Annotated in this window: 10 protein-coding genes, 2 tRNA genes, 3 rRNA genes and 1 pseudogene; 12 read left to right on the top strand and 4 right to left on the bottom strand. The window is 60.6% G+C overall.

Going from position 1 to position 19,408, the window contains the following annotated elements:
• Window positions 1-8: 8 nt before the first annotated feature.
• From Q8L25_RS30500 to Q8L25_RS30490, 3 genes and pseudogenes are all read right to left on the bottom strand, one after another.
• Window positions 9-152, bottom strand: a pseudogene (locus Q8L25_RS30500) (IS1595 family transposase); the annotation flags it as partial.
• Between the two features lie 86 nt (window positions 153-238).
• Window positions 239-1,423: a hypothetical protein gene (locus tag Q8L25_RS30495; RefSeq protein WP_308922956.1), complete on the bottom strand. Its 1,185-nt coding sequence runs from the start codon at window positions 1,421-1,423 to the stop codon at window positions 239-241.
• 17 nt (window positions 1,424-1,440) lie between these two features.
• Window positions 1,441-1,626: a hypothetical protein gene (locus Q8L25_RS30490; protein WP_308922955.1), complete on the bottom strand. Its 186-nt coding sequence runs from the start codon at window positions 1,624-1,626 to the stop codon at window positions 1,441-1,443.
• 476 nt (window positions 1,627-2,102) lie between these two features.
• Here Q8L25_RS30490 and Q8L25_RS30485 point away from each other — a divergent pair, with 476 nt between their 5' ends.
• The 11 genes from Q8L25_RS30485 to rrf all read left to right on the top strand — a co-directional run bounded on the left by Q8L25_RS30485 (window position 2,103) and on the right by rrf (window position 17,737).
• Entirely contained in the window at window positions 2,103-3,713 is a 1,611-nt protein-coding gene (locus Q8L25_RS30485; RefSeq protein WP_308922954.1) for a DUF2138 family protein, read from the top strand.
• Complete coding sequence (locus tag Q8L25_RS30480) at window positions 3,677-4,384, top strand: DUF1175 family protein (protein ID WP_308922953.1); 708 nt, start codon at window positions 3,677-3,679, stop codon at window positions 4,382-4,384. Before Q8L25_RS30485 ends, Q8L25_RS30480 begins: the two co-directional genes overlap by 37 nt.
• Window positions 4,381-8,925 (top strand): alpha-2-macroglobulin, encoded by a 4,545-nt coding sequence (locus Q8L25_RS30475; RefSeq protein WP_308922952.1) that lies wholly within the window; start codon window positions 4,381-4,383, stop codon window positions 8,923-8,925. The genes Q8L25_RS30480 and Q8L25_RS30475 overlap by 4 nt, the downstream gene beginning before the upstream one ends.
• Window positions 8,925-10,598 carry a DUF2300 domain-containing protein gene (locus Q8L25_RS30470; protein WP_308922951.1) on the top strand — a complete coding sequence of 558 codons (1,674 nt, stop codon included), beginning with the start codon at window positions 8,925-8,927 and terminating at the stop codon, window positions 10,596-10,598. Before Q8L25_RS30475 ends, Q8L25_RS30470 begins: the two co-directional genes overlap by 1 nt.
• On the top strand, window positions 10,595-11,392 hold the full coding sequence (locus Q8L25_RS30465) for a DUF2135 domain-containing protein (protein WP_308922950.1): 798 nt from the start codon (window positions 10,595-10,597) through the stop codon (window positions 11,390-11,392). Before Q8L25_RS30470 ends, Q8L25_RS30465 begins: the two co-directional genes overlap by 4 nt.
• Before the next feature lies 1 nt (window position 11,393).
• Window positions 11,394-12,149 carry a DUF2135 domain-containing protein gene (locus Q8L25_RS30460; RefSeq protein ID WP_308922949.1) on the top strand — a complete coding sequence of 252 codons (756 nt, stop codon included), beginning with the start codon at window positions 11,394-11,396 and terminating at the stop codon, window positions 12,147-12,149.
• A gap of 399 nt (window positions 12,150-12,548) precedes the next feature.
• Window positions 12,549-14,079 (top strand): 16S ribosomal RNA (locus Q8L25_RS30455).
• A gap of 98 nt (window positions 14,080-14,177) precedes the next feature.
• A tRNA-Ile gene (locus tag Q8L25_RS30450) sits at window positions 14,178-14,254 on the top strand.
• Between the two features lie 18 nt (window positions 14,255-14,272).
• A tRNA-Ala gene (locus tag Q8L25_RS30445) sits at window positions 14,273-14,348 on the top strand.
• Between the two features lie 247 nt (window positions 14,349-14,595).
• Window positions 14,596-17,485, top strand: a 23S ribosomal RNA gene (locus tag Q8L25_RS30440).
• A gap of 139 nt (window positions 17,486-17,624) precedes the next feature.
• Window positions 17,625-17,737 (top strand): 5S ribosomal RNA (gene rrf / locus Q8L25_RS30435).
• Together the 16S, 23S and 5S rRNA genes with 2 tRNA genes alongside form the textbook arrangement of a ribosomal RNA operon.
• Window positions 17,738-17,890: 153 nt before the next feature.
• Here rrf and uraH read toward each other — a convergent pair.
• Window positions 17,891-18,244 carry a hydroxyisourate hydrolase gene (uraH, locus tag Q8L25_RS30430; RefSeq protein WP_308922948.1) on the bottom strand — a complete coding sequence of 118 codons (354 nt, stop codon included), beginning with the start codon at window positions 18,242-18,244 and terminating at the stop codon, window positions 17,891-17,893.
• Window positions 18,245-18,358: 114 nt separating this feature from the next.
• On the opposite strand from uraH, the gene puuE reads away from it, so the two are divergent.
• Window positions 18,359-19,312 (top strand): allantoinase PuuE, encoded by a 954-nt coding sequence (puuE, locus tag Q8L25_RS30425; RefSeq protein ID WP_308922947.1) that lies wholly within the window; start codon window positions 18,359-18,361, stop codon window positions 19,310-19,312.
• Window positions 19,313-19,408 lie beyond the last annotated feature (96 nt).

Raw genomic sequence — 19,408 nt, 5'->3', positions numbered from 1 at the left:
ATTTTAGGCTATGTCATCATCAGGTGTGGAACGCTTCCCATGGTGGCCTTGGGCGAGCTTTCGGGCGAGATGATTCTCCTGACGTCGAGTATCCAGTGCCATCCCAGATAGTTAGGCAGATAGCGGGTCGCCATGCCATGAGAGCCGCTCAAGCCGCGCGCCGCGCAGCCGGTCGACATCGCATAGTTGCGCATTGTCGCGGACCAGATCGTGGTGGCGCTGGCGCGGCAGGATTGAATCAAGCGACGGCATCGACCGATACTTCACACTGTTCGGGCGCCAGGCAGTACAGGGCCCTGACGGCCTCGGCCACGCGTGCCGGGACGTGCAGGTCGGGCGCCAGCGGCGGATCCTCCTCCTCGTCCACGCTGTCCGTCGGGTAGGCTAGCGGCAAGCCAGGGGAATAGACGGCCGCCCAGTTGCGCTCGCCTAGCGCGGCGGCTATGCGTTCGCGGTGCTCCAGGCGCCACGGCGCGGGCGCCAGGTGGCCGTCGGGAGTCCACCACGCCAGGTCGACCTCAATGCACAGTTCGTCTTCCTGCCAATACAAGTCGTACGCAGCCGGCCGAACGGCGGCGATCCGGATCTGGATGCCCAGGCCTTGCGTTGACACGTGTATCCGGCGCGGATCCAGTCCATCCAGATACTCGATCAGCGCCCGCCGGAAGTCACGATGCAACTGGTCGAACACGCGAATGCCTTCCATTTTGCGCCGTACGATCATGCCACGGTAGAAGCGTGCGACCGGCACGTAATCGCGAGGGTGCGCGGGGGCGACGACCCCCTCCACGTTGACAATATCAGCTCTTTCCATCGCCAGGCGCCGCAGATCGCTCCAGATCCAGTCGGCATTGAACTCGTTCAACGCCGCTTTCCTGACATCGTCACCGGTGCGCGCCAGCGCGAAGAACCGGCAGGCGCTCGCGCTGTGGTAATTGAGTTCCTGCGTGCGGTCCGGCGTGTATTCGAAATAGTGCAGCTCCACGAGGTAAGCATGTGCCGCGCGGCGCAGGACGATCTTCCTGCCGCCTTGCGTATGCCACTTCAGCAGCGCGTCAAGCGGTCCTAGCCAGCCCGACGGAGGCCCGTCGACGATGTAGCCGTCGTGGCCGCCGCCGATGGCGAGGTACGCCGGGAAATGCCGGCGTACCTCCCCGGACGGAGCAACGCCTTCGTACAGCCAGTTACCTGGCAACTGCCGTTCCACCTCGTCGCGTCCGGGCGGAAGCAGCAGATCCTCGACGGTTGTGCCCAGGTTCGCCGCCAGCAGGTGCGCCTTGGCCAGGCTTGTGCGTGCCCCCTTCTTGATGCGGTGGATGGTCTTTTCGCTCATGCCCACGGCGTGAGCCTTGATCGGCCCGCCGGCCACGGCGATGCGCAGGCAGACCTTGTCGGGATCGAGTCGGATAGTGTCTTTCGCCATAGTCTTTTTCCTGGCTGTTATTGTTCGCCGCCGGCCTTGCCCTTGCGGGCCGCCGCGCGTGCCGCGCGTGCCGCGAAATCGTCCTTTGACACTGTACCCTTGTCTTTCATCGTGCGGCTCTGGATGGCCGAGGCGCGATCCTGCGTCATCGGGGTCTTGCCGGCCGCAGCTTTGCCTGCGACTGCCTTCGTCTGCTTCGTCATGGTTCTCTCCATAAATTGTTTTTTACCGGAGGAACGATAAGACAGTACCGCTGTCCAGTCACGTCCTCAATTGGGACATATTCGGACACGACCCGGCGCCTGGTAGACGGAGCAGCCACCAAGGCCATGTGGTTGAGGTCAACATGAAACCGCTGCGGTATTACGAGCAGCCCCCATTATTTTTTACGGTTATCGCTTAAGAACAATAGCTACTTGAATGGTTGTGGCAGCGTTCGCCTCTGGTCATTAGCGACCGGTCCTGCAAGCATCGCCGCAAGGCAGTCCTGTGTCTAAGTTTATTATTTTGTATCCGACTCAGTCAGACCTCAGCAACTTCAGAGCATTCTCATTCTTCAGTGGCATAGCCCTTTTTTATGCTGTCGTGTCAGCGGTGCGCTACGGCCGCAAATGCCATGTTACCATTTATCAATAATTACCAACTTGGCAATGCTACGGCAGGGTAGAGGGGATACACGGTGCTGGCGAAAAAAGGTTTCAGTAAAAAAGTCCTGTTCGGATCACTGGCCGGGGTGGCGGTGGTGGCGGCCGCGCTGGTCGGCTACCGCGCGTTTGGCTGGGGGACGATGGGGCCGGTCAACAGCCTCAAGCTCGACTTGTCGCGGCCCGATGCGCTGGTGCGCACCAAAAGCCTGTCGACCTTGCCGCGCGACCTGCTGACGGTGCCGCTGGCGCGCGACGTGCTGCGCGAGGAATTCCTGTTCTATTACGAGCAAAGCGAAGACCGGCTGGGCCTCAAGGGCAGCTTGCGCCGCATCGCCTATGAACATCAACTGGGCTGGGGCGACCAGCTGCTGCGCATGGTGCTGGACCAGCCGGCCGAAGTGGCCTTGTGGCGCGACGCCGACGGCTCGCTCAAGCATTTTGCCATCGCCGTCTCGCGCAACCAGCTCACGCGCATCCTGGAAGAAGCGGGCAAGGTGGCCTTGAAGGATACGCAGATGAGCGTGGCCGGCAGCCTGCGCGTCGATGGCGACACCGTGCCCGTCTACGCACTCAATTACGCCTGGCAGCGCACCTTGCTGTTCGCCGCCCACGGCCAGCGCCTGGTGATCCTGTCGCATCCCGGCATGCTGTATGGCGGCAGCGAAGGCAAGGACGGCGACGGCACGGCCGAGAAAACCGTCGTCAGCCTGCTGGGGAAAGATGCGGACAAGCAGAACGTGTTTCATCCGCAATTCCATCTCGATAATGCCGCGCCCGAGGGCCACAGCATCGCCGTCAAGGCAGACTTTTTATCGTTCGGCTACCAGCCCTTTTTTGGTGCGCTGGAGGCGCTGCGCTTCGATTTTCAACAAGGCGCCTGGCAGTCGAAGGTGCTGCTCAATGCCGACAAGCTGAAAAAAGATGGTGGCTACGACAGCAGCGCCCTGTGGCCGGTGCTGCCGCATAGTCCCAGCGCCTGCTTCAGCGTGCCGGTCGACTGGAGCGCCTTGGCCCCCGTGCTCAAGCGCCTGGGCAGCAAGACTCCGGAACCGGTGGCGCCGCTGACCGAGCACCTGCAAGGCCCCGCCGCCGCCTGCTGGTATGGCAATTCGCGGCTGCATACGCCGGTGTTTGTCGCCACCCGCAAGCCGCAGGCCGGCGACGAGGCGCTATATGGCAGCCTGTTCGAGGCCGCCATCGGCGGCAAGGACCCGGTGCGCAAGACTGCGGGCAAGGATGGCGCCATCCGTTGGGAGCGCACCATCGCCACGGGCCTGGGGCCGGCCACCGCGGCGCTGGCCGTCGCCGGCAATACTGTCGTTTTCTCGGCCGACGCCAAGCTGGTCGACCAGGTGCTGGCGGTGCGCCGCAAGCAGGCGCCGGCGGCCAGCGACCTGCTGCCCGATGGCGCCCGCACGATCGGCCTGATCGCGCCGGCCTCGCTGGCAAAACTGATCCAGTTCGAGGCCTTCGATACGCTGCCGGCGAATAATGAACCGGTCCTGCGCGCGGCCGCCAACGAACACCTGGTGCCGCGCCTGGACGCGCTGAAAAAATACCCGCCGCTGCGCATGGTGCTCAAACAGCCGCCGGCCAGTGGCACCGCATGGGCGCCGCTGGAATGGCAGGAGACGGCGCGATGACGGTGGTGCATGCGCGCCGCGCCGCCTTGCGCTTGCTCGCCGGGTGCGCCGCCATGGTGGCCGCATCCAGGGCCTGGGCTCTGCGCGAACCGGTTGAGGAGCAGGTGCGGCTGTCGCAAGCGCAAAGCCGCGCCTTCCAGGCCTGGATGCTGCGCATCGTGAATGCCCAGATCGAACGGGGACCGTCGCCGCGCTGGATCCACCGCGACTGCGCCGGCCTGGTGCGCTTTGCCGTCAATGAAGCGCTTACCGTGCATGATGCGAAGTGGCTGCACGCGAACGGCATCGCCAGCGACCGGCGCCTGCCGCCCGAACTGGAGCTGGACGCACACCAGGCCGCGCTGCGCAACCGCTGGGTGCAGACGGGCGGCACCGTTGGCCACTTTGTCACGGCGCTGGCGCTGGTACAGCACAACAGCCGCTTTATCGCCCGCGAGATCAGCCAGGCGCTGCCCGGCGACCTGCTGTTTTTCGACCAGGGCGACGAACAACATCTGATGGTCTGGATGGGAGCGCGCATCGCCTACCACACCGGCACCGTCACCCCCGACGACAATGGTCTGCGGACCGTCGATATCAAACAACTCACGACTTGGAAGGACACCCGGTGGCAACCTGTGCCCAACAATCCGAATTTCGCCGGGGTATACCGGCTGGCGTTTTTATCATGAAGCTGCTTTTTGCGAGTTTGCTGGCGTTCGTGCTGATGGCTGGCGCCTCGGCGCAGGAACGCCAGCCAAGCAATTACACGACCTTCAAGGGCGAGCCGTTCTTCCTGCTGTCGGACGCCAGCTACGGCAGCGCCGACGAAGCGCGCGTGCGCCTGGAAGTGCCGGGCCGCGACATGGGGCGCATGAACCTGGAAGCGTATTCGGGCGCCGACATCGTCGTCTACCGCGTGCCCGAACCGATGGAGTTTTTGAAGAAGCAGCGCAATCTGCACCGCATCCAGGTCGAAGGCAATTACCAGGGCGAAGGCCTGGCCAACACCTTGAGCTTTTTGTGGGACAGCTGGTGGAAGCAGTCGCGCCTGGCCTGGCGCAAGCTGTTTTCGGGCGACGCGCGCCTCGCCGTGACAAAAGAGCAGCCGCAACTGGCGACCAATGACGCGATCCGCCGGCGCACCGTGTTTGCCAACCATCCGCAGTACAAGCCGATCAAGGGCATGGAGCTGGTCGACAGCTTCCGCTATCCGTTGTGGCAGGCGAAGGCGATTGAACCGCCGAAAGGCGTGAAACTCGATGGCTCCAGCAGCGAATTCATCGTCGCCGGCGCCGGCAATGTGATGATCCCGCTCGGCAAGCGCAAGCCGGGCCTGTACCTGATCGAAGCGATCATCGGCGAACACCGCGCCACCACCCTGGTGTTCGTGTCGGACACGGTGGCGGTGACCAAGGTCTCGTCCGTCCAGATGCTGGTGTGGACCGCACGGCGCGACAACAGCGCCGCCGTGGCCGGCGCCAGCGTGGCATGGACCGACGGCACCGGCGTGCTGCAGTCGGCCAGCACCGGCGCCGACGGGGTCGCCTCGATGGAGCGCGGCAGCCCCGAACACACCTATGTGCTGGGCCAGGACCGCGCCGGCGGTGTGTTCGTGTCCGAGAATTTCTACTATGACAGCGAGATCTACAACACCAAGATCTATGCGGTGACCGACCGGCCCCTGTACCGCCCCGGCGACGAAGTCAACGTGAAGTTCTTGGGTCGCGAATTCACCTCGGCGCGCAACTCGCAGGCCGCCGCCGCGGCGCCCATCAGCCTGAGCGTGCTCAATCCGAACGGCACGCCGCTGCTGACGCAAACGCTGCAGCTGTCTGGTGACACGGGCGCCGAAACGCGCTTCCGCCTGCCCAGGGAAGCCACCGCCGGCGGCTATGAGCTGCGCTTCAATTACAAGGACGGCGTGTATGGCGCGGCCTTCCGCGTGGCCGAATATGTCAAGCCGCACTTTGAAATCAATGTCCAGCCATCGAAACCCGAATTCAAGACGGGCGAGGCGGTCAAGGGCAGCATCGCGCTGCGCTACCCGGATGGCAAGCCGGTGAAAAACGCGAAGATGACCCTCTCGCTGCGCAGCCAGCAAAACACCATGGTCGAAGGCGAGCTGCGTTATAGCGGCTTGTTTCCGGTGGCGCTGAAGACCGAGGAAGTCGTCAGCGACGGCAGCGGCAATCTGGATTTCACTTTGCCGGCCGCCACCGATCCCTCGCGCTATATATTGACTGTGCTGGCAACCGATGGCGCGGCCTACCGCGTCAAGGCGACGCGCGAGCTGATGATCGAACGCTCGATTACCACGTATCAGTTGAAAGCCACGCGCCAGTTTTCCGACCCGGGCCAGGCCGTGCATTTTGATTTGCTGGCGGACGGCCAGGGCGCGGCCAAGCCGGTGCGCTGGGAGATGGTACAGCTGGAAAAACAGACGAAGACCGACGGCGCTTTCGATCCGAACGCCAAGGGCTGGGACGTGACATTCCCCGCCTCGGGTTCGTATCAGCTGGCGCTGCGCGACGAGCGCGGCAACCTGCTGGCGGCAGCCAGCCACTGGGTCTCGGGTGACGGCGTGCAGGCCACGCCGGGCAGCATCGAGATCGTGCTGGACCGCGCCCGCTATCGTCCCGGCGATACCGCCGAAGCGCTGATCACGTTTTCCGACAAGGTCGACCAGGCGCTGTTCACGCTGGAGCGCGACAAGGTGGAACACCATGGCCTGATGGCAGGCAGCGCCGAGTGGTACCAGGCAAAGCGCGTGGCGCCGCGCCAGTGGCGCGTGCGCATACCCGTCAAGGAGGAACACGGCCCGAACATGACGTTCTCGGTGGCCTACACGCGCAATGGCGACTTCGTGTTCGAGAACGCCGGCCTGCAGGTGATCGAGCCGCGCATCGCGCTCCAGTTCAAGGCGGACAAGGAGGTCTACCAGCCCGGCGAAAAAGTCACGCTGGACGTCAAGGCGACCCTGGACGGCAAGCCTTTGAGCACCATGGTGGCGCTGGGTGTGGTCGATGAGATGATCTATGTGCTGCAGCCGGAAATCGCGCCCGAAATCGGCGACTTCTTCTACCATCCGCGCCGCAACAACGTGCGCACCACGGCCAGCCTGTCCTTTATCAGCTACGACATGGCGCAGGGCCGCACCGCCGGCGCGCCGGCCCGCCACAATTACAACGAGCGTGGCGTGAAGGTGCTGGAACGCCCGCGCCGTGACAATATCGATACCGCCTACTGGGCGCCGTCGCTGAAGACCGACGCCAGTGGCAATGCGCGCGTCAGTTTCACCATGCCCGACGCGCTGACCCGCTGGCGGATTACCGGCCGCGCGATGGATGATCAGGGGCGCGTGGGCCAGCGCACCGGCTATCTGCGTTCCGATAAAAGCTTCTATGCCAAATGGACCGCGCCCGACTGGATGCGCGCCGGCGACGCGCCGCGCGCCTCGGTGGCGGTGTTCAACCAGACCGGCAAGGAGCAGGCGCTGGACGTCACTTTGTCGGGCGCAGGCGGCACGCAAACCAAGACGGAAAAACTGTCGGCCAAACCGGGCGTGAACTATGTCGAATTCCCGCTTGCCGCAGGCAGCGGGCCGCTGCGCCTGGAGCTGAAACAGAACGGCAAAGTGGTCGATGCGCTGGACACGGCCATGCAGACGCTGCCCGCCGCCTGGAGCAGTCCGCGCTCGCTGGTGCTGCCGTTGGATGGCGCCACAGGTGAACTGGCGCTCAAGCTGCCGGCCGACGCGCGAAATATCCGCGTGGCGTTCACGCAAGGTGCCGCCAGCCAGTTCGCGCGCATCGCCGACGACCTGATCGATTACCCGTATGGCTGCGTCGAGCAGACGGCCAGCCGCCTGATTCCGCTGGTGCTGGCCACCCAAAGCCTGGGCCCGGACGCCGGCGCGCCATACGAGCGCCTGCAGGCGACCCTGACCGCGCAGCGTTTGCGGCTGGTGTCGATGGCCGGCCCGAAAGCCGTCTTCGGCTGGTGGGGCAATGCCACCGCCGGCAATGCGCTGATGACGGCTTACGCCTATTACGCCGACTGGTACGCCTCGCGCGCGCTGCGCATCGAGCTGCCGGCCGAGCACTGGAACAAGCTGCTGGCGGTCTACAGCGAGAGCGGCTTGAAGGACCCGCTGGGCGACCGCGCGCTGGTGCTGTGGATGGCGCACGAGATGGGTTTGCCGACGCAGACGCTGGCCTCGGGCCTGGTCGACGACAGCGCGATTGCCACCCTGGGCGGCAAGCCGCGCCAGCCTGGCGACAGCGGCAGCCTGCTGCTGGGCGGCGCCGCTGACCGCGAAGCGCAGGCGATGAGCCTGGGCCTGGTGGCGCTGGTCGCCGCGCAGAACGGCATCGCCTTGCCGCACTCGCTGCAGCTGCAAGTGGCCAGCGCCTGGCAGGTCTTGCGCGAGTCGAAAGCGCCGGTGGCGCAGGCCTTGCTGATGCTGGCCGGCGAAGTGCCTGCGACCCAGGCCGAGGCGGTGCTGGCCAGCGTGCGCGCCGAGATGCCGACCCTGGACCGCGCGATGACCTTGATGTGGGTGCAGAAGAAACTGGGCGGCGTAGCATTCGGCAAGGGGCTGACCCTCGCACTGGACGGCGCATGGCAGAAACGCGACAGCCGCAGTGGGCAAGCGGTGTGGCGCTGGACGGACGCCAAGGCAGTGCCTGATAAGTTGCGCCTCTCGGCATCGACGCCGGCGCCGGCCGGCACGGTGGCCGTGGTGCAGTACGACAGCCATGCCGCCGAAACGCAGACATTGCCGGTCACCGTCGAGCGGCGCATCCTGCGCATGAAGGCGGGCAAGGGCGGCTATACGACGGAGCTGGTCAAGCCGGGCGAAGCACTGAGCACGGACGCGCTGTATCTCGATGAAATCACCCTGAAAGCGGCGCCGGGTACGAAACACCGCTTTGGCCTGCTGGAAGTGGCGCTGCCGCCCGGCGCGATGGTCGAATCGACCACCTGGGGCATGGTTATGGCGGGCGACAAGCCGGCCGCGCTGGAACGCGCGCGCCACACCGAACGGCGCGACGGTTATGCCGTGCCGGTCGAGCCGTTGGAAGGCGACGTGACGGTGCGCCATCTGATCCGCTTTGCGCAGAAGGGCAGTTATGTGCTGCCGCCGGCGCGCTTTTACCGCATGTACCAGCCGGAGCAGAAGGCCTTCGAGGGAAGCGGCAAGACCACGCGCGCGCTGAAGGTCGAGTGATGCGCTTTGCCCGTCCAGCCTTGATGCTTGCCACCTTGCTGGCCGCGCCTGCGTGGGCGGCTTCGCTGGATATGGCCTGGTGGCGCGACGGCAAGCTGGAAGTGCGCCAGCTGCGCCAGGGCGGCGCCGCGCCGCCGCCGTTCGACGGCGCGCGGCAGGTGCCGCTGGCCAGCCTGTGGAAGCTGTTCGTGTATGTCTACGCCAGCGACAGCAAGGTGGCGATGCCGGACTACCGCTGCGGTGGCCGTGATCCGGAAGAAGTGTATTGCTGCGACGCGGGCCAGAGCATAGGCCACGACGCGGCGCTGGCGCAGTCCTGCGGCCTGTTTTTCTCGCCCAAACGCCTGATGATCACCGCCGCGCCGTGGCGCAAATACTGGACCGGTCGCCTGGGTAGCGCGCCCGCGGGCGACTTTGCCTGGCTGGCGGATCCCGCCCAACTGGCACCAAAGCGCACGGTGCGCCTGGACAGCTTGCTGCGCGCGCTGGGCAGCATTCCGGCTGCCAGTCGCCAGGATGCCGAAGCGGCGCTGCTGCGGGTGGTGCTCGATGGACGCGGCGCAGGTACGGCCCGCTGGTTCGGCAGCCAACTGCGCGTCAAGACCTATTCCTGGCATCAGGCGAGTGGGCGCATCGGCGGCGCGGCCGGCTGGCTGGCTGATGGCACGCCGATCTGGTTTGGCGGCGCGGGCGGCAGCAGCAATGTGTTCGAGCAGTGGGCGCCCAGACTGGCCGCCAGCTTGCCGCCGGTGGGCGCGGCCGACGATGGCGGCTGCGTGGTGGTCGATTACTTCCAGCGCTATCCGATCCGCGCCGTGCGTGGCGAGCGCGGTATTGCCGCACCCGGGCCGCTCAATGGCCGCTACCATGTGCGCTTTGAAAATGGCCAGAACCTGGCCTTGCGCAGCAGCGGCGAACTGATGCTGGTACAGGACAAGGGTGGCCGCCCGCAATTGCGCGGCCGCTTCGGCGTCAATGAATATGTGGCGCGCGTGCTGGACCGCGAAGCGAATGCCGGCGAGCCGGAAGCGGCCAAAGCGCTGGCGATTGCCGCGCGCACGTATCTGCAGCAGAACGCGGTGACGGTGGCGGGCTGCCAGCAGATCGCCGACAGCAGCGCCACCCAGCGCGTCAGTCCCAGCCCGGCCACGCCGGCGGCGCTGGCGATCGCGCGCTGGACCGACCAATTGATCGTCGATGGCGTCACCGTGCGCTATCACAGCACCACGCCGTCCGAGGGCACGATGGCGTGGACGGAAGCGGTGCGGCAGGCCAGGCAAGGCAAGCACTATGACGAGTTGCTGGCGGCCGCCTACCCGGGCGGCGCGCTGAGCACCTTTGGCAATACCGGCGCGCGCTGCCAGCGCCTGGCGCAAAACGAAGACTGGCTGGCCCGGTCCGTGCCACGCTGGCGGCGCGTGCTGCTGCGCGAGGCCGGCTACGAGGCGCCGCCGCAAGCGCCACTGGTCTGTGCCTTGTCGAGCGGCGCGCCGTATTCCGAGCAGTCGCGCAACCGCATCTACATGCGGCCGCTGGCCACGCGCGAAGACCGCATCACCCTGGCCCATGAATACCTGCATCTTGGCCTGCGCAACCATCCGCGCGGCCAGGATGAAGATTATGTGGAACAGCTGGCGCGCCGGCTGGTCGACCTGAACCTGGAGGCGATGTGAATTACTCCGTCCTGATATTGAGTGGCGCCGTGCTGGCGCAGGCCGCGCCTTGTGCGCTGGCCGCCGACAAGAGCATGAGCACCCCGTTTGGCGGCTGGAATCGCGCGGGACTGACCGACAAGTCCGATGAGCTGGCGGTCAATTATCCATATTCGCTGGTCGATCGCGGCGCGCAGAGCGGGCGGCGAATGATCCGCGGCGAGCTTGAGAAGGCGGGCAAAAACCGGGCTGTCCACAAGCTGGTGGTCAATGGCAATCCGACGCCGCTATATACAGATGACGATGGCCGCTATGCGCGCGCCTATTCCTTCGGTTCCGGCTCGAACAGCATCGAGATCCGCTCGCCCGATGGCAAGCCGGTCAAGCGCGTGCAGTTTTACGAAGCGGACCGCAGCCGGCCGCAGCCCATGATCCGCATTATCGCCGCATGGGACGACAGCCAGGCCGAGGTCGACCTGCATGTGGTCACGCCCGATGGCCAGCATGCGTTCTGGTCGCATCCGACCTTGAGCAACGGCGGCGGACTCGATGCCGACACCGTCGACGGGCCGGGGCCGGAAAACTTCATGATGACCTCGCCCATGCGCGGGCTGTACCAGGTGTGGATCAATTACTGGGGCAATTTCAGCGGCGATGGTTATCACTTCGATGAGAAAACGCGCCAGCGGCCCGTCATTACCAGCCGCATCACGCTGGTGTTCAACGAAAACACGGCGCGCGAGCGGCGCGAGGAGTTTGTCGTGCCCTTGCGCGGTATCGGCGAGCTTACGCTGGTCAAGACCTTCAAGTACTGAGATGATGAAAACACTGCCGATTTCCTTGCTGTTGCTGCCGCTGTGGGCGCAGGCCCAGGTCACCATCGACGCGCCCAAAAGCGGCTGGCGCAATTCGGCCGGCGCGCAAGAAGAATACACGCAAGCCGTCAACTACCCCGCCGCCTCGGTCAACCTGCAGCCGGGCCAGAGCGAGACGGCGCAGATACGAGGGCGCATCGCGGGCGCCGGCAAGGGCAAGCCAGCCACGCTGGTGGTCAACGGCGTGGCCATGCCGATGGAAGTGGGCGAGAACGGCGCTTATGGCCGTCCGTATGGCTTCGGCAGCGGCTCGAACAGCGTCGAAGTGCGCTCGCCGGACGGCAGGAGCCGCGCACGCACCCAGTTTGTCGACAGCTACCAGGGCAAGACCCAGGCGCGCCTGCGCATCGTGCTGTCGTGGGACAGCGCCGGCACCGACCTCGATCTGCACGTGGTCACGCCCGACGGAGGCCATGCCTGGTACGGCAATCGCGTGCTGAAAGATGGCGGCGCGCTGGACGTGGACGTGACCACCGGCTATGGCCCGGAAATCTTTTCCAGTGCGGCCCCCGTCAAGGGCAACTATCACGTCTATGTCAATTACTACGGCAGCGGCGAGAACACCTCGGTGCTGACGGTGGCCCGCCTGTCGGTGATCACCAATGAGGGCACGCCGAGCGAAAAGCTGCAGAGCTTCCAGGTGCCGATGCGGGCCGCCGGCGAGCTGACCTTGGTGAAATCTTTCGTCCTCCCATAAATGACCCTTGCGCAGCTGCTTTTGCTTGGCTATAATTCGCCCCCTCGCTGAACGACGCATGCAAATGCCGAGTGAAGTGGGGGAAAAAGAAGGTTGACGAAATGCTGAAAAAGCTTCATACTCTTCCTTCTTCGCAGATGACAGACACAACGCTTTGTCGATAGCGCGAATCGCAGAAATGCGGCAGTACCGAATACCGTTCTTTAACAATTAACAGTCGATAAGTGTGGGCATTTGATGAAGTGCAGCGTTGATCTTCGGATTGACGTAAAACTTAAAATATCAAATGTTCACAAGAAATAATGAAATAGGACGCTACGAAAGTAGTGGCCTGTCAGTTTTTTGAGTGAGCGACCCGTCGCAAGACGGTGCCAATAAAATGGCAAAGTAACAGAGATTAAACTGAAGAGTTTGATCCTGGCTCAGATTGAACGCTGGCGGCATGCCTTACACATGCAAGTCGAACGGCAGCACGGAGCTTGCTCTGGTGGCGAGTGGCGAACGGGTGAGTAATATATCGGAACGTACCCTGGAGTGGGGGATAACGTAGCGAAAGTTACGCTAATACCGCATACGATCTACGGATGAAAGTGGGGGATCGCAAGACCTCATGCTCGTGGAGCGGCCGATATCTGATTAGCTAGTTGGTAGGGTAAAAGCCTACCAAGGCATCGATCAGTAGCTGGTCTGAGAGGACGACCAGCCACACTGGAACTGAGACACGGTCCAGACTCCTACGGGAGGCAGCAGTGGGGAATTTTGGACAATGGGCGCAAGCCTGATCCAGCAATGCCGCGTGAGTGAAGAAGGCCTTCGGGTTGTAAAGCTCTTTTGTCAGGGAAGAAACGGTGGGAGCTAATATCTCCTGCTAATGACGGTACCTGAAGAATAAGCACCGGCTAACTACGTGCCAGCAGCCGCGGTAATACGTAGGGTGCAAGCGTTAATCGGAATTACTGGGCGTAAAGCGTGCGCAGGCGGTTTTGTAAGTCTGATGTGAAATCCCCGGGCTCAACCTGGGAATTGCATTGGAGACTGCAAGGCTAGAATCTGGCAGAGGGGGGTAGAATTCCACGTGTAGCAGTGAAATGCGTAGATATGTGGAGGAACACCGATGGCGAAGGCAGCCCCCTGGGTCAAGATTGACGCTCATGCACGAAAGCGTGGGGAGCAAACAGGATTAGATACCCTGGTAGTCCACGCCCTAAACGATGTCTACTAGTTGTCGGGTCTTAATTGACTTGGTAACGCAGCTAACGCGTGAAGTAGACCGCCTGGGGAGTACGGTCGCAAGATTAAAACTCAAAGGAATTGACGGGGACCCGCACAAGCGGTGGATGATGTGGATTAATTCGATGCAACGCGAAAAACCTTACCTACCCTTGACATGGCTGGAATCCCCGAGAGATTGGGGAGTGCTCGAAAGAGAACCAGTACACAGGTGCTGCATGGCTGTCGTCAGCTCGTGTCGTGAGATGTTGGGTTAAGTCCCGCAACGAGCGCAACCCTTGTCATTAGTTGCTACGAAAGGGCACTCTAATGAGACTGCCGGTGACAAACCGGAGGAAGGTGGGGATGACGTCAAGTCCTCATGGCCCTTATGGGTAGGGCTTCACACGTCATACAATGGTACATACAGAGCGCCGCCAACCCGCGAGGGGGAGCTAATCGCAGAAAGTGTATCGTAGTCCGGATTGTAGTCTGCAACTCGACTGCATGAAGTTGGAATCGCTAGTAATCGCGGATCAGCATGTCGCGGTGAATACGTTCCCGGGTCTTGTACACACCGCCCGTCACACCATGGGAGCGGGTTTTACCAGAAGTAGGTAGCTTAACCGTAAGGAGGGCGCTTACCACGGTAGGATTCGTGACTGGGGTGAAGTCGTAACAAGGTAGCCGTATCGGAAGGTGCGGCTGGATCACCTCCTTTCTAGAGTTTGCACGAAGCAGTAATGCTTCACCATCAAATGTTCACACTTATCGACTGTTAGCTGAAGAAGAAACAGTAGTCGTCAGTAGCACCGCGTTGGGGCTGTAGCTCAGCTGGTTAGAGCACCGTGTTGATAACGCGGGGGTCGTTGGTTCGAGTCCAACCAGCCCTACCAGCTAATATGTTGTACCCAGGGGGATTAGCTCAGCTGGGAGAGCACCTGCTTTGCAAGCAGGGGGTCGTCGGTTCGATCCCGTCATCCTCCACCACATACTTGAAAGTGCAAACGTAAGCCAGTGGGTTTAGGTTTGATCTTTTAGCGATCATTGCTGTTTCGTTCTTTAACAATCTGGAAGAAGTAAAGATTATTTATTGATCAAGTCTATGCGTGCAGGAATGCATGAGGCGACTTGATGGGTAATGATTGTATGTATCAACAAACAAGCAACAACGTTGTACTTTCTTATCCCTGTAGCGCTCTTTGCTCACTTCGGTGAACAGAGGCTAACGTTATAGGGACAAGCGAATAAGTGCACATGGTGGATGCCTTGGCGATTACAGGCGATGAAGGACGTAGTAGCTTGCGATAAGCTGCGGGGAGTGAGCAAACACACTTTGATCCGCAGATTTCCGAATGGGGCAACCCACCCTTTTAGGGTATTGCATACTGAATACATAGGTATGCAAGGCGAACGCGGCGAACTGAAACATCTAAGTAGCTGCAGGAAAAGAAATCAACCGAGATTCCCAAAGTAGCGGCGAGCGAAATGGGAAGAGCCTGTACGTGATAGTCGGACCGATAACAGAATCCTCTGGAAATAGGAGCCATAGTGGGTGATAGCCCCGTATGTGAAATCGGACCGGTGGTACTAAGCGTACGACAAGTAGGGCGGGACACGTGACATCCTGTCTGAATATGGGGGGACCATCCTCCAAGGCTAAATACTCGTAATCGACCGATAGTGAACCAGTACCGTGAGGGAAAGGCGAAAAGAACCCCGGAAGGGGAGTGAAATAGATCCTGAAACCGTGTGCATACAAACAGTAGGAGCGGACTTGTTCCGTGACTGCGTACCTTTTGTATAATGGGTCAGCGACTTACATTCAGTGGCAAGGTTAACCGTATAGGGAAGCCGTAGAGAAATCGAGTCCGAATAGGGCGATCAGTCGCTGGGTGTAGACCCGAAACCAAGTGATCTACTCATGGCCAGGATGAAGGTGCGGTAACACGCCCTGGAGGTCCGAACCCACTAATGTTGAAAAATTAGGGGATGAGCTGTGGGTAGGGGTGAAAGGCTAAACAAACTTGGAAATAGCTGGTTCTCTCCGAAAACTATTTAGGTAGTGCCTCAAGTATCACCATCGGGGGTAGAGCACTGTTATGGCTAGGGGGTCATTGCGACTTACCAACCCATTGCAAACTCCGAATACCGATGAGTGCGAGCTTGGGAGACAGACGTCGGGTGCTAACGTCCGGCGTCAAGAGGGAAACAACCCAGACCGCCAGCTAAGGTCCCAAAGATTGGCTAAGTGGAAAACGAAGTGGGAAGGCTAAAACAGTCAGGATGTTGGCTTAGAAGCAGCCATCATTTAAAGAAAGCGTAATAGCTCACTGATCGAGTCGTCCTGCGCGGAAGATGTAACGGGGCTAAGCCAGTCACCGAAGCTGCGGATATTGTTCTGTGATTTATCACAGATATATATGGTAGGAGAGCGTTCTGTAAGCCTGCGAAGGTGTCTTGTAAAGGATGCTGGAGGTATCAGAAGTGCGAATGCTGACATGAGTAGCGATAATGGGGGTGAAAAGCCTCCACGCCGTAAGCCCAAGGTTTCCTGTTCAACGTTCATCGGAGCAGGGTGAGTCGGCCCCTAAGGCGAGGCAGAGATGCGTAGCTGATGGGAAGCAGGTTAATATTCCTGCACCGTCGTATGATGCGATGGGGGGACGGATCGCGGAAGGTTGTCTGACTGTTGGAATAGTCAGTTTCTGTCTCATAGAAGGCGCTTAGGCAAATCCGGGCGCAGGATTCAAGGGGATGGGACGAGTGAACTTGTTCACGAAGCAATCGGAAGTGGTTCCAAGAAAAGCCTCTAAGCTTCAGTCATACGAGACCGTACCGCAAACCGACACAGGTGGGCGAGATGAGTATTCTAAGGCGCTTGAGAGAACTCGGGAGAAGGAACTCGGCAAATTGGTACCGTAACTTCGGGAAAAGGTACGCCCCGGTAGCTTGATTGGTTTACTCCATGAGGGTGAAAGGGTTGCAATAAACTGGTGGCTGCGACTGTTTAATAAAAACACAGCACTCTGCAAACACGAAAGTGGACGTATAGGGTGTGACGCCTGCCCGGTGCTGGAAGATTAAATGATGGGGTGCAAGCTCTTGATTGAAGTCCCAGTAAACGGCGGCCGTAACTATAACGGTCCTAAGGTAGCGAAATTCCTTGTCGGGTAAGTTCCGACCTGCACGAATGGCGTAACGATGGCCACACTGTCTCCTCCCGAGACTCAGCGAAGTTGAAATGTTTGTGATGATGCAATCTACCCGCGGCTAGACGGAAAGACCCCATGAACCTTTACTGTAGCTTTGCATTGGACTTTGAACCAATCTGTGTAGGATAGGTGGGAGGCTTTGAAGCGGGGACGCTAGTTCTCGTGGAGCCAACCTTGAAATACCACCCTGGTTTGTTTGAGGTTCTAACCTTGGTCCGTTATCCGGATCGGGGACAGTGCATGGTAGGCAGTTTGACTGGGGCGGTCTCCTCCTAAAGTGTAACGGAGGAGTTCGAAGGTACGCTAGATACGGTCGGACATCGTGTTGATAGTGCAATGGCATAAGCGTGCTTAACTGCGAGACTGACAAGTCGAGCAGGTACGAAAGTAGGACATAGTGATCCGGTGGTTCTGTATGGAAGGGCCATCGCTCAACGGATAAAAGGTACTCTGGGGATAACAGGCTGATTCCTCCCAAGAGTTCATATCGACGGGGGAGTTTGGCACCTCGATGTCGGCTCATCACATCCTGGGGCTGTAGCCGGTCCCAAGGGTATGGCTGTTCGCCATTTAAAGTGGTACGTGAGCTGGGTTTAAAACGTCGTGAGACAGTTTGGTCCCTATCTGCCGTGGGCGTTGGAAATTTGAAGGGGGCTGCTCCTAGTACGAGAGGACCGGAGTGGACGAACCTCTGGTGTACCGGTTGTCACGCCAGTGGCATTGCCGGGTAGCTAAGTTCGGAAGAGATAACCGCTGAAAGCATCTAAGCGGGAAACTTGCCTTGAGATGAGATTTCCCAGAGCCTTGAGCTCTTTGAAGGGTCGTTCGAGACCAGGACGTTGATAGGCTGGGTGTGGAAGTGCAGTAATGCATTAAGCTAACCAGTACTAATTGCCCGTACGGCTTGTCCCTATAACCTTAGCAGGTACAGAGGATAAGACGGTACAACGTTGCGTGTATGTTGATATGACCAGTCATTACCCCAATCTTTGCTTCTTCCAGATTCATGGCCTTGTTGCTCAACTGAGAACAAGCGTCATTACAAGTTATGCCTGATGACCATAGCAAGTTGGTCCCACCCCTTCCCATCCCGAACAGGACCGTGAAACAACTTTGCGCCGATGATAGTGCTGCAACCAGTGTGAAAGTAGGTTATCGTCAGGCTTGTTATTCGTAGCAAGAGAAAAACCCGATCAGAAATGGTCGGGTTTTTTTTCGTCTGGTGGTTTGTGGCGATGGCATGGGCCGCGGGTGGTGTCGGATTACGCTACGCCTAGGCGGCCCCGCTAATCCGACAACATTGCTGGCAAAGCAGAATCAACTGCCCCGATATGTCGAATACGACCACGGCGACACCACCAGCGGCACATGGTAGTTTTCATCGGTGTGGGCGATGCCGAACGACAGGGTCACCAGGTCGATAAAGCGCGGCGAGGGCAATTGCACGCCTTGGGCGGCAAAGTAGTCGCCGGCATTGAAGACCAGTTCATACTGGCCCGCTTTCATGGTGTCGCCTTCCAGCAGCGGCGTGCTGCAGCGGCCGTCCTGGTTGGTCACATCCATCTTCAGCAAGACCTTGCCTTCCGGCGCGACCGAAAACAGGGCGACCTTGACGCCTGCGCCGGGCCGGCCGTGGGCGATATCGAGTACGTGCGTGCTGAGTTTTCCCATTTGCTATCCTATACGTTAACGGTGAATGTGCTTATCGACCAAATGATATACCTGTGACCGCGCCTGGCTATATGATTGGGCATATATTTCACATTTCTTCCCAAGGCGAGCCGCATGAGCACTTACGACAACTATCCGCGCGACCTGATCGGCTATGGCCGCACGCCACCCCATCCGCAGTGGCCGGGCCAGGCCCGCATCGCGCTGCAATTCGTGCTCAACTATGAAGAGGGCGCGGAAAACAGCGTGCTGCACGGCGATGCGGCATCGGAAACGTTTTTATCGGAAATGATCGGCGCGGCGGCGTTTCCCACGCGCCACCTGAGCATGGAGTCGATTTATGAATACGGCTCGCGCGCGGGACTATGGCGGCTACTGCGCATGTTCGAGGACCGGAAGTTGCCGCTGACGGTGTTCGGCGTCTCGATGGCCTTGAAGCGCAATCCGGAAGCCGTGGCGGCCTTCCAGCAGCTGGGCCATGAGATCGCCTGCCATGGCCTGCGCTGGATTTCGTACCAGAACATGGATGAAGCGAGCGAGCGCGAGCATATGCGCGAAGCCGTGCAGATTATCCGCGAGCTGACCGGTTCCGCCCCGCAAGGCTGGTACACCGGGCGCGATTCGCCGAATACGCGCAAACTGGTGGTGGAACATGGCGGCTTTCGCTACGACGCCGACTATTATGGCGACGACCTGCCGTTCTGGGAAAAGGTCGCTTATACGGATGCGAGCGGCGCGCCGGCCGTGCAGCCGCAGCTGATCGTGCCGTACACGCTCGATACCAACGACATGCGCTTTGCCGCCATGCAGGGTTTTAATTCGGGCACGCAATTTTTTGATTATCTGAAGGACGCTTTCGACGTGCTGTATGCGGAGGGCGACCCGAACGGCCTGAACCAGCCGAAGATGCTGTCGGTCGGCTTGCATTGCCGGCTGGTGGGGCGGCCTGGCCGCGCGGCGGCGCTGGCGCGCTTTCTCGACTATGTACAAGGGCATGAACAGGTGTGGATCACGCGCCGCATCGATATCGCCGAGCATTGGCATGCCAAGCATCCCTATATCGGCTGAGGCTTATTGATGTAGATAGATAAGTGAAATCAATCTTTGCATATGGTTGTCCCGTGTGCCGGTGTTAATCTGTACCACTAGGACTATACCGAGGCC

This window comes from Janthinobacterium sp. J1-1 (assembly GCF_030944405.1).
Classification (GTDB): Bacteria; Pseudomonadota; Gammaproteobacteria; order Burkholderiales; family Burkholderiaceae_D; genus Janthinobacterium.
This window is presented reverse-complemented; position numbering and strand designations above follow the sequence as displayed.

Excerpts from the sequence above, each read along its gene's own strand:
- Q8L25_RS30495 (WP_308922956.1), bottom strand. The coding sequence starts at position 1,423 with ATGGCGAAAGACACTATCCGACTCGATCCCGACAAGGTCTGCCTGCGC.
- Q8L25_RS30490 (WP_308922955.1), bottom strand. The coding sequence starts at position 1,626 with ATGACGAAGCAGACGAAGGCAGTCGCAGGCAAAGCTGCGGCCGGCAAG.
- Q8L25_RS30480 (WP_308922953.1), top strand. The coding sequence starts at position 3,677 with ATGGGCGCCGCTGGAATGGCAGGAGACGGCGCGATGACGGTGGTGCAT.
- Q8L25_RS30475 (WP_308922952.1), top strand. The coding sequence starts at position 4,381 with ATGAAGCTGCTTTTTGCGAGTTTGCTGGCGTTCGTGCTGATGGCTGGC.
- Q8L25_RS30470 (WP_308922951.1), top strand. The coding sequence starts at position 8,925 with ATGCGCTTTGCCCGTCCAGCCTTGATGCTTGCCACCTTGCTGGCCGCG.
- Q8L25_RS30460 (WP_308922949.1), top strand. The coding sequence starts at position 11,394 with ATGATGAAAACACTGCCGATTTCCTTGCTGTTGCTGCCGCTGTGGGCG.
- uraH (WP_308922948.1), bottom strand. The coding sequence starts at position 18,244 with ATGGGAAAACTCAGCACGCACGTACTCGATATCGCCCACGGCCGGCCC.
- puuE (WP_308922947.1), top strand. The coding sequence starts at position 18,359 with ATGAGCACTTACGACAACTATCCGCGCGACCTGATCGGCTATGGCCGC.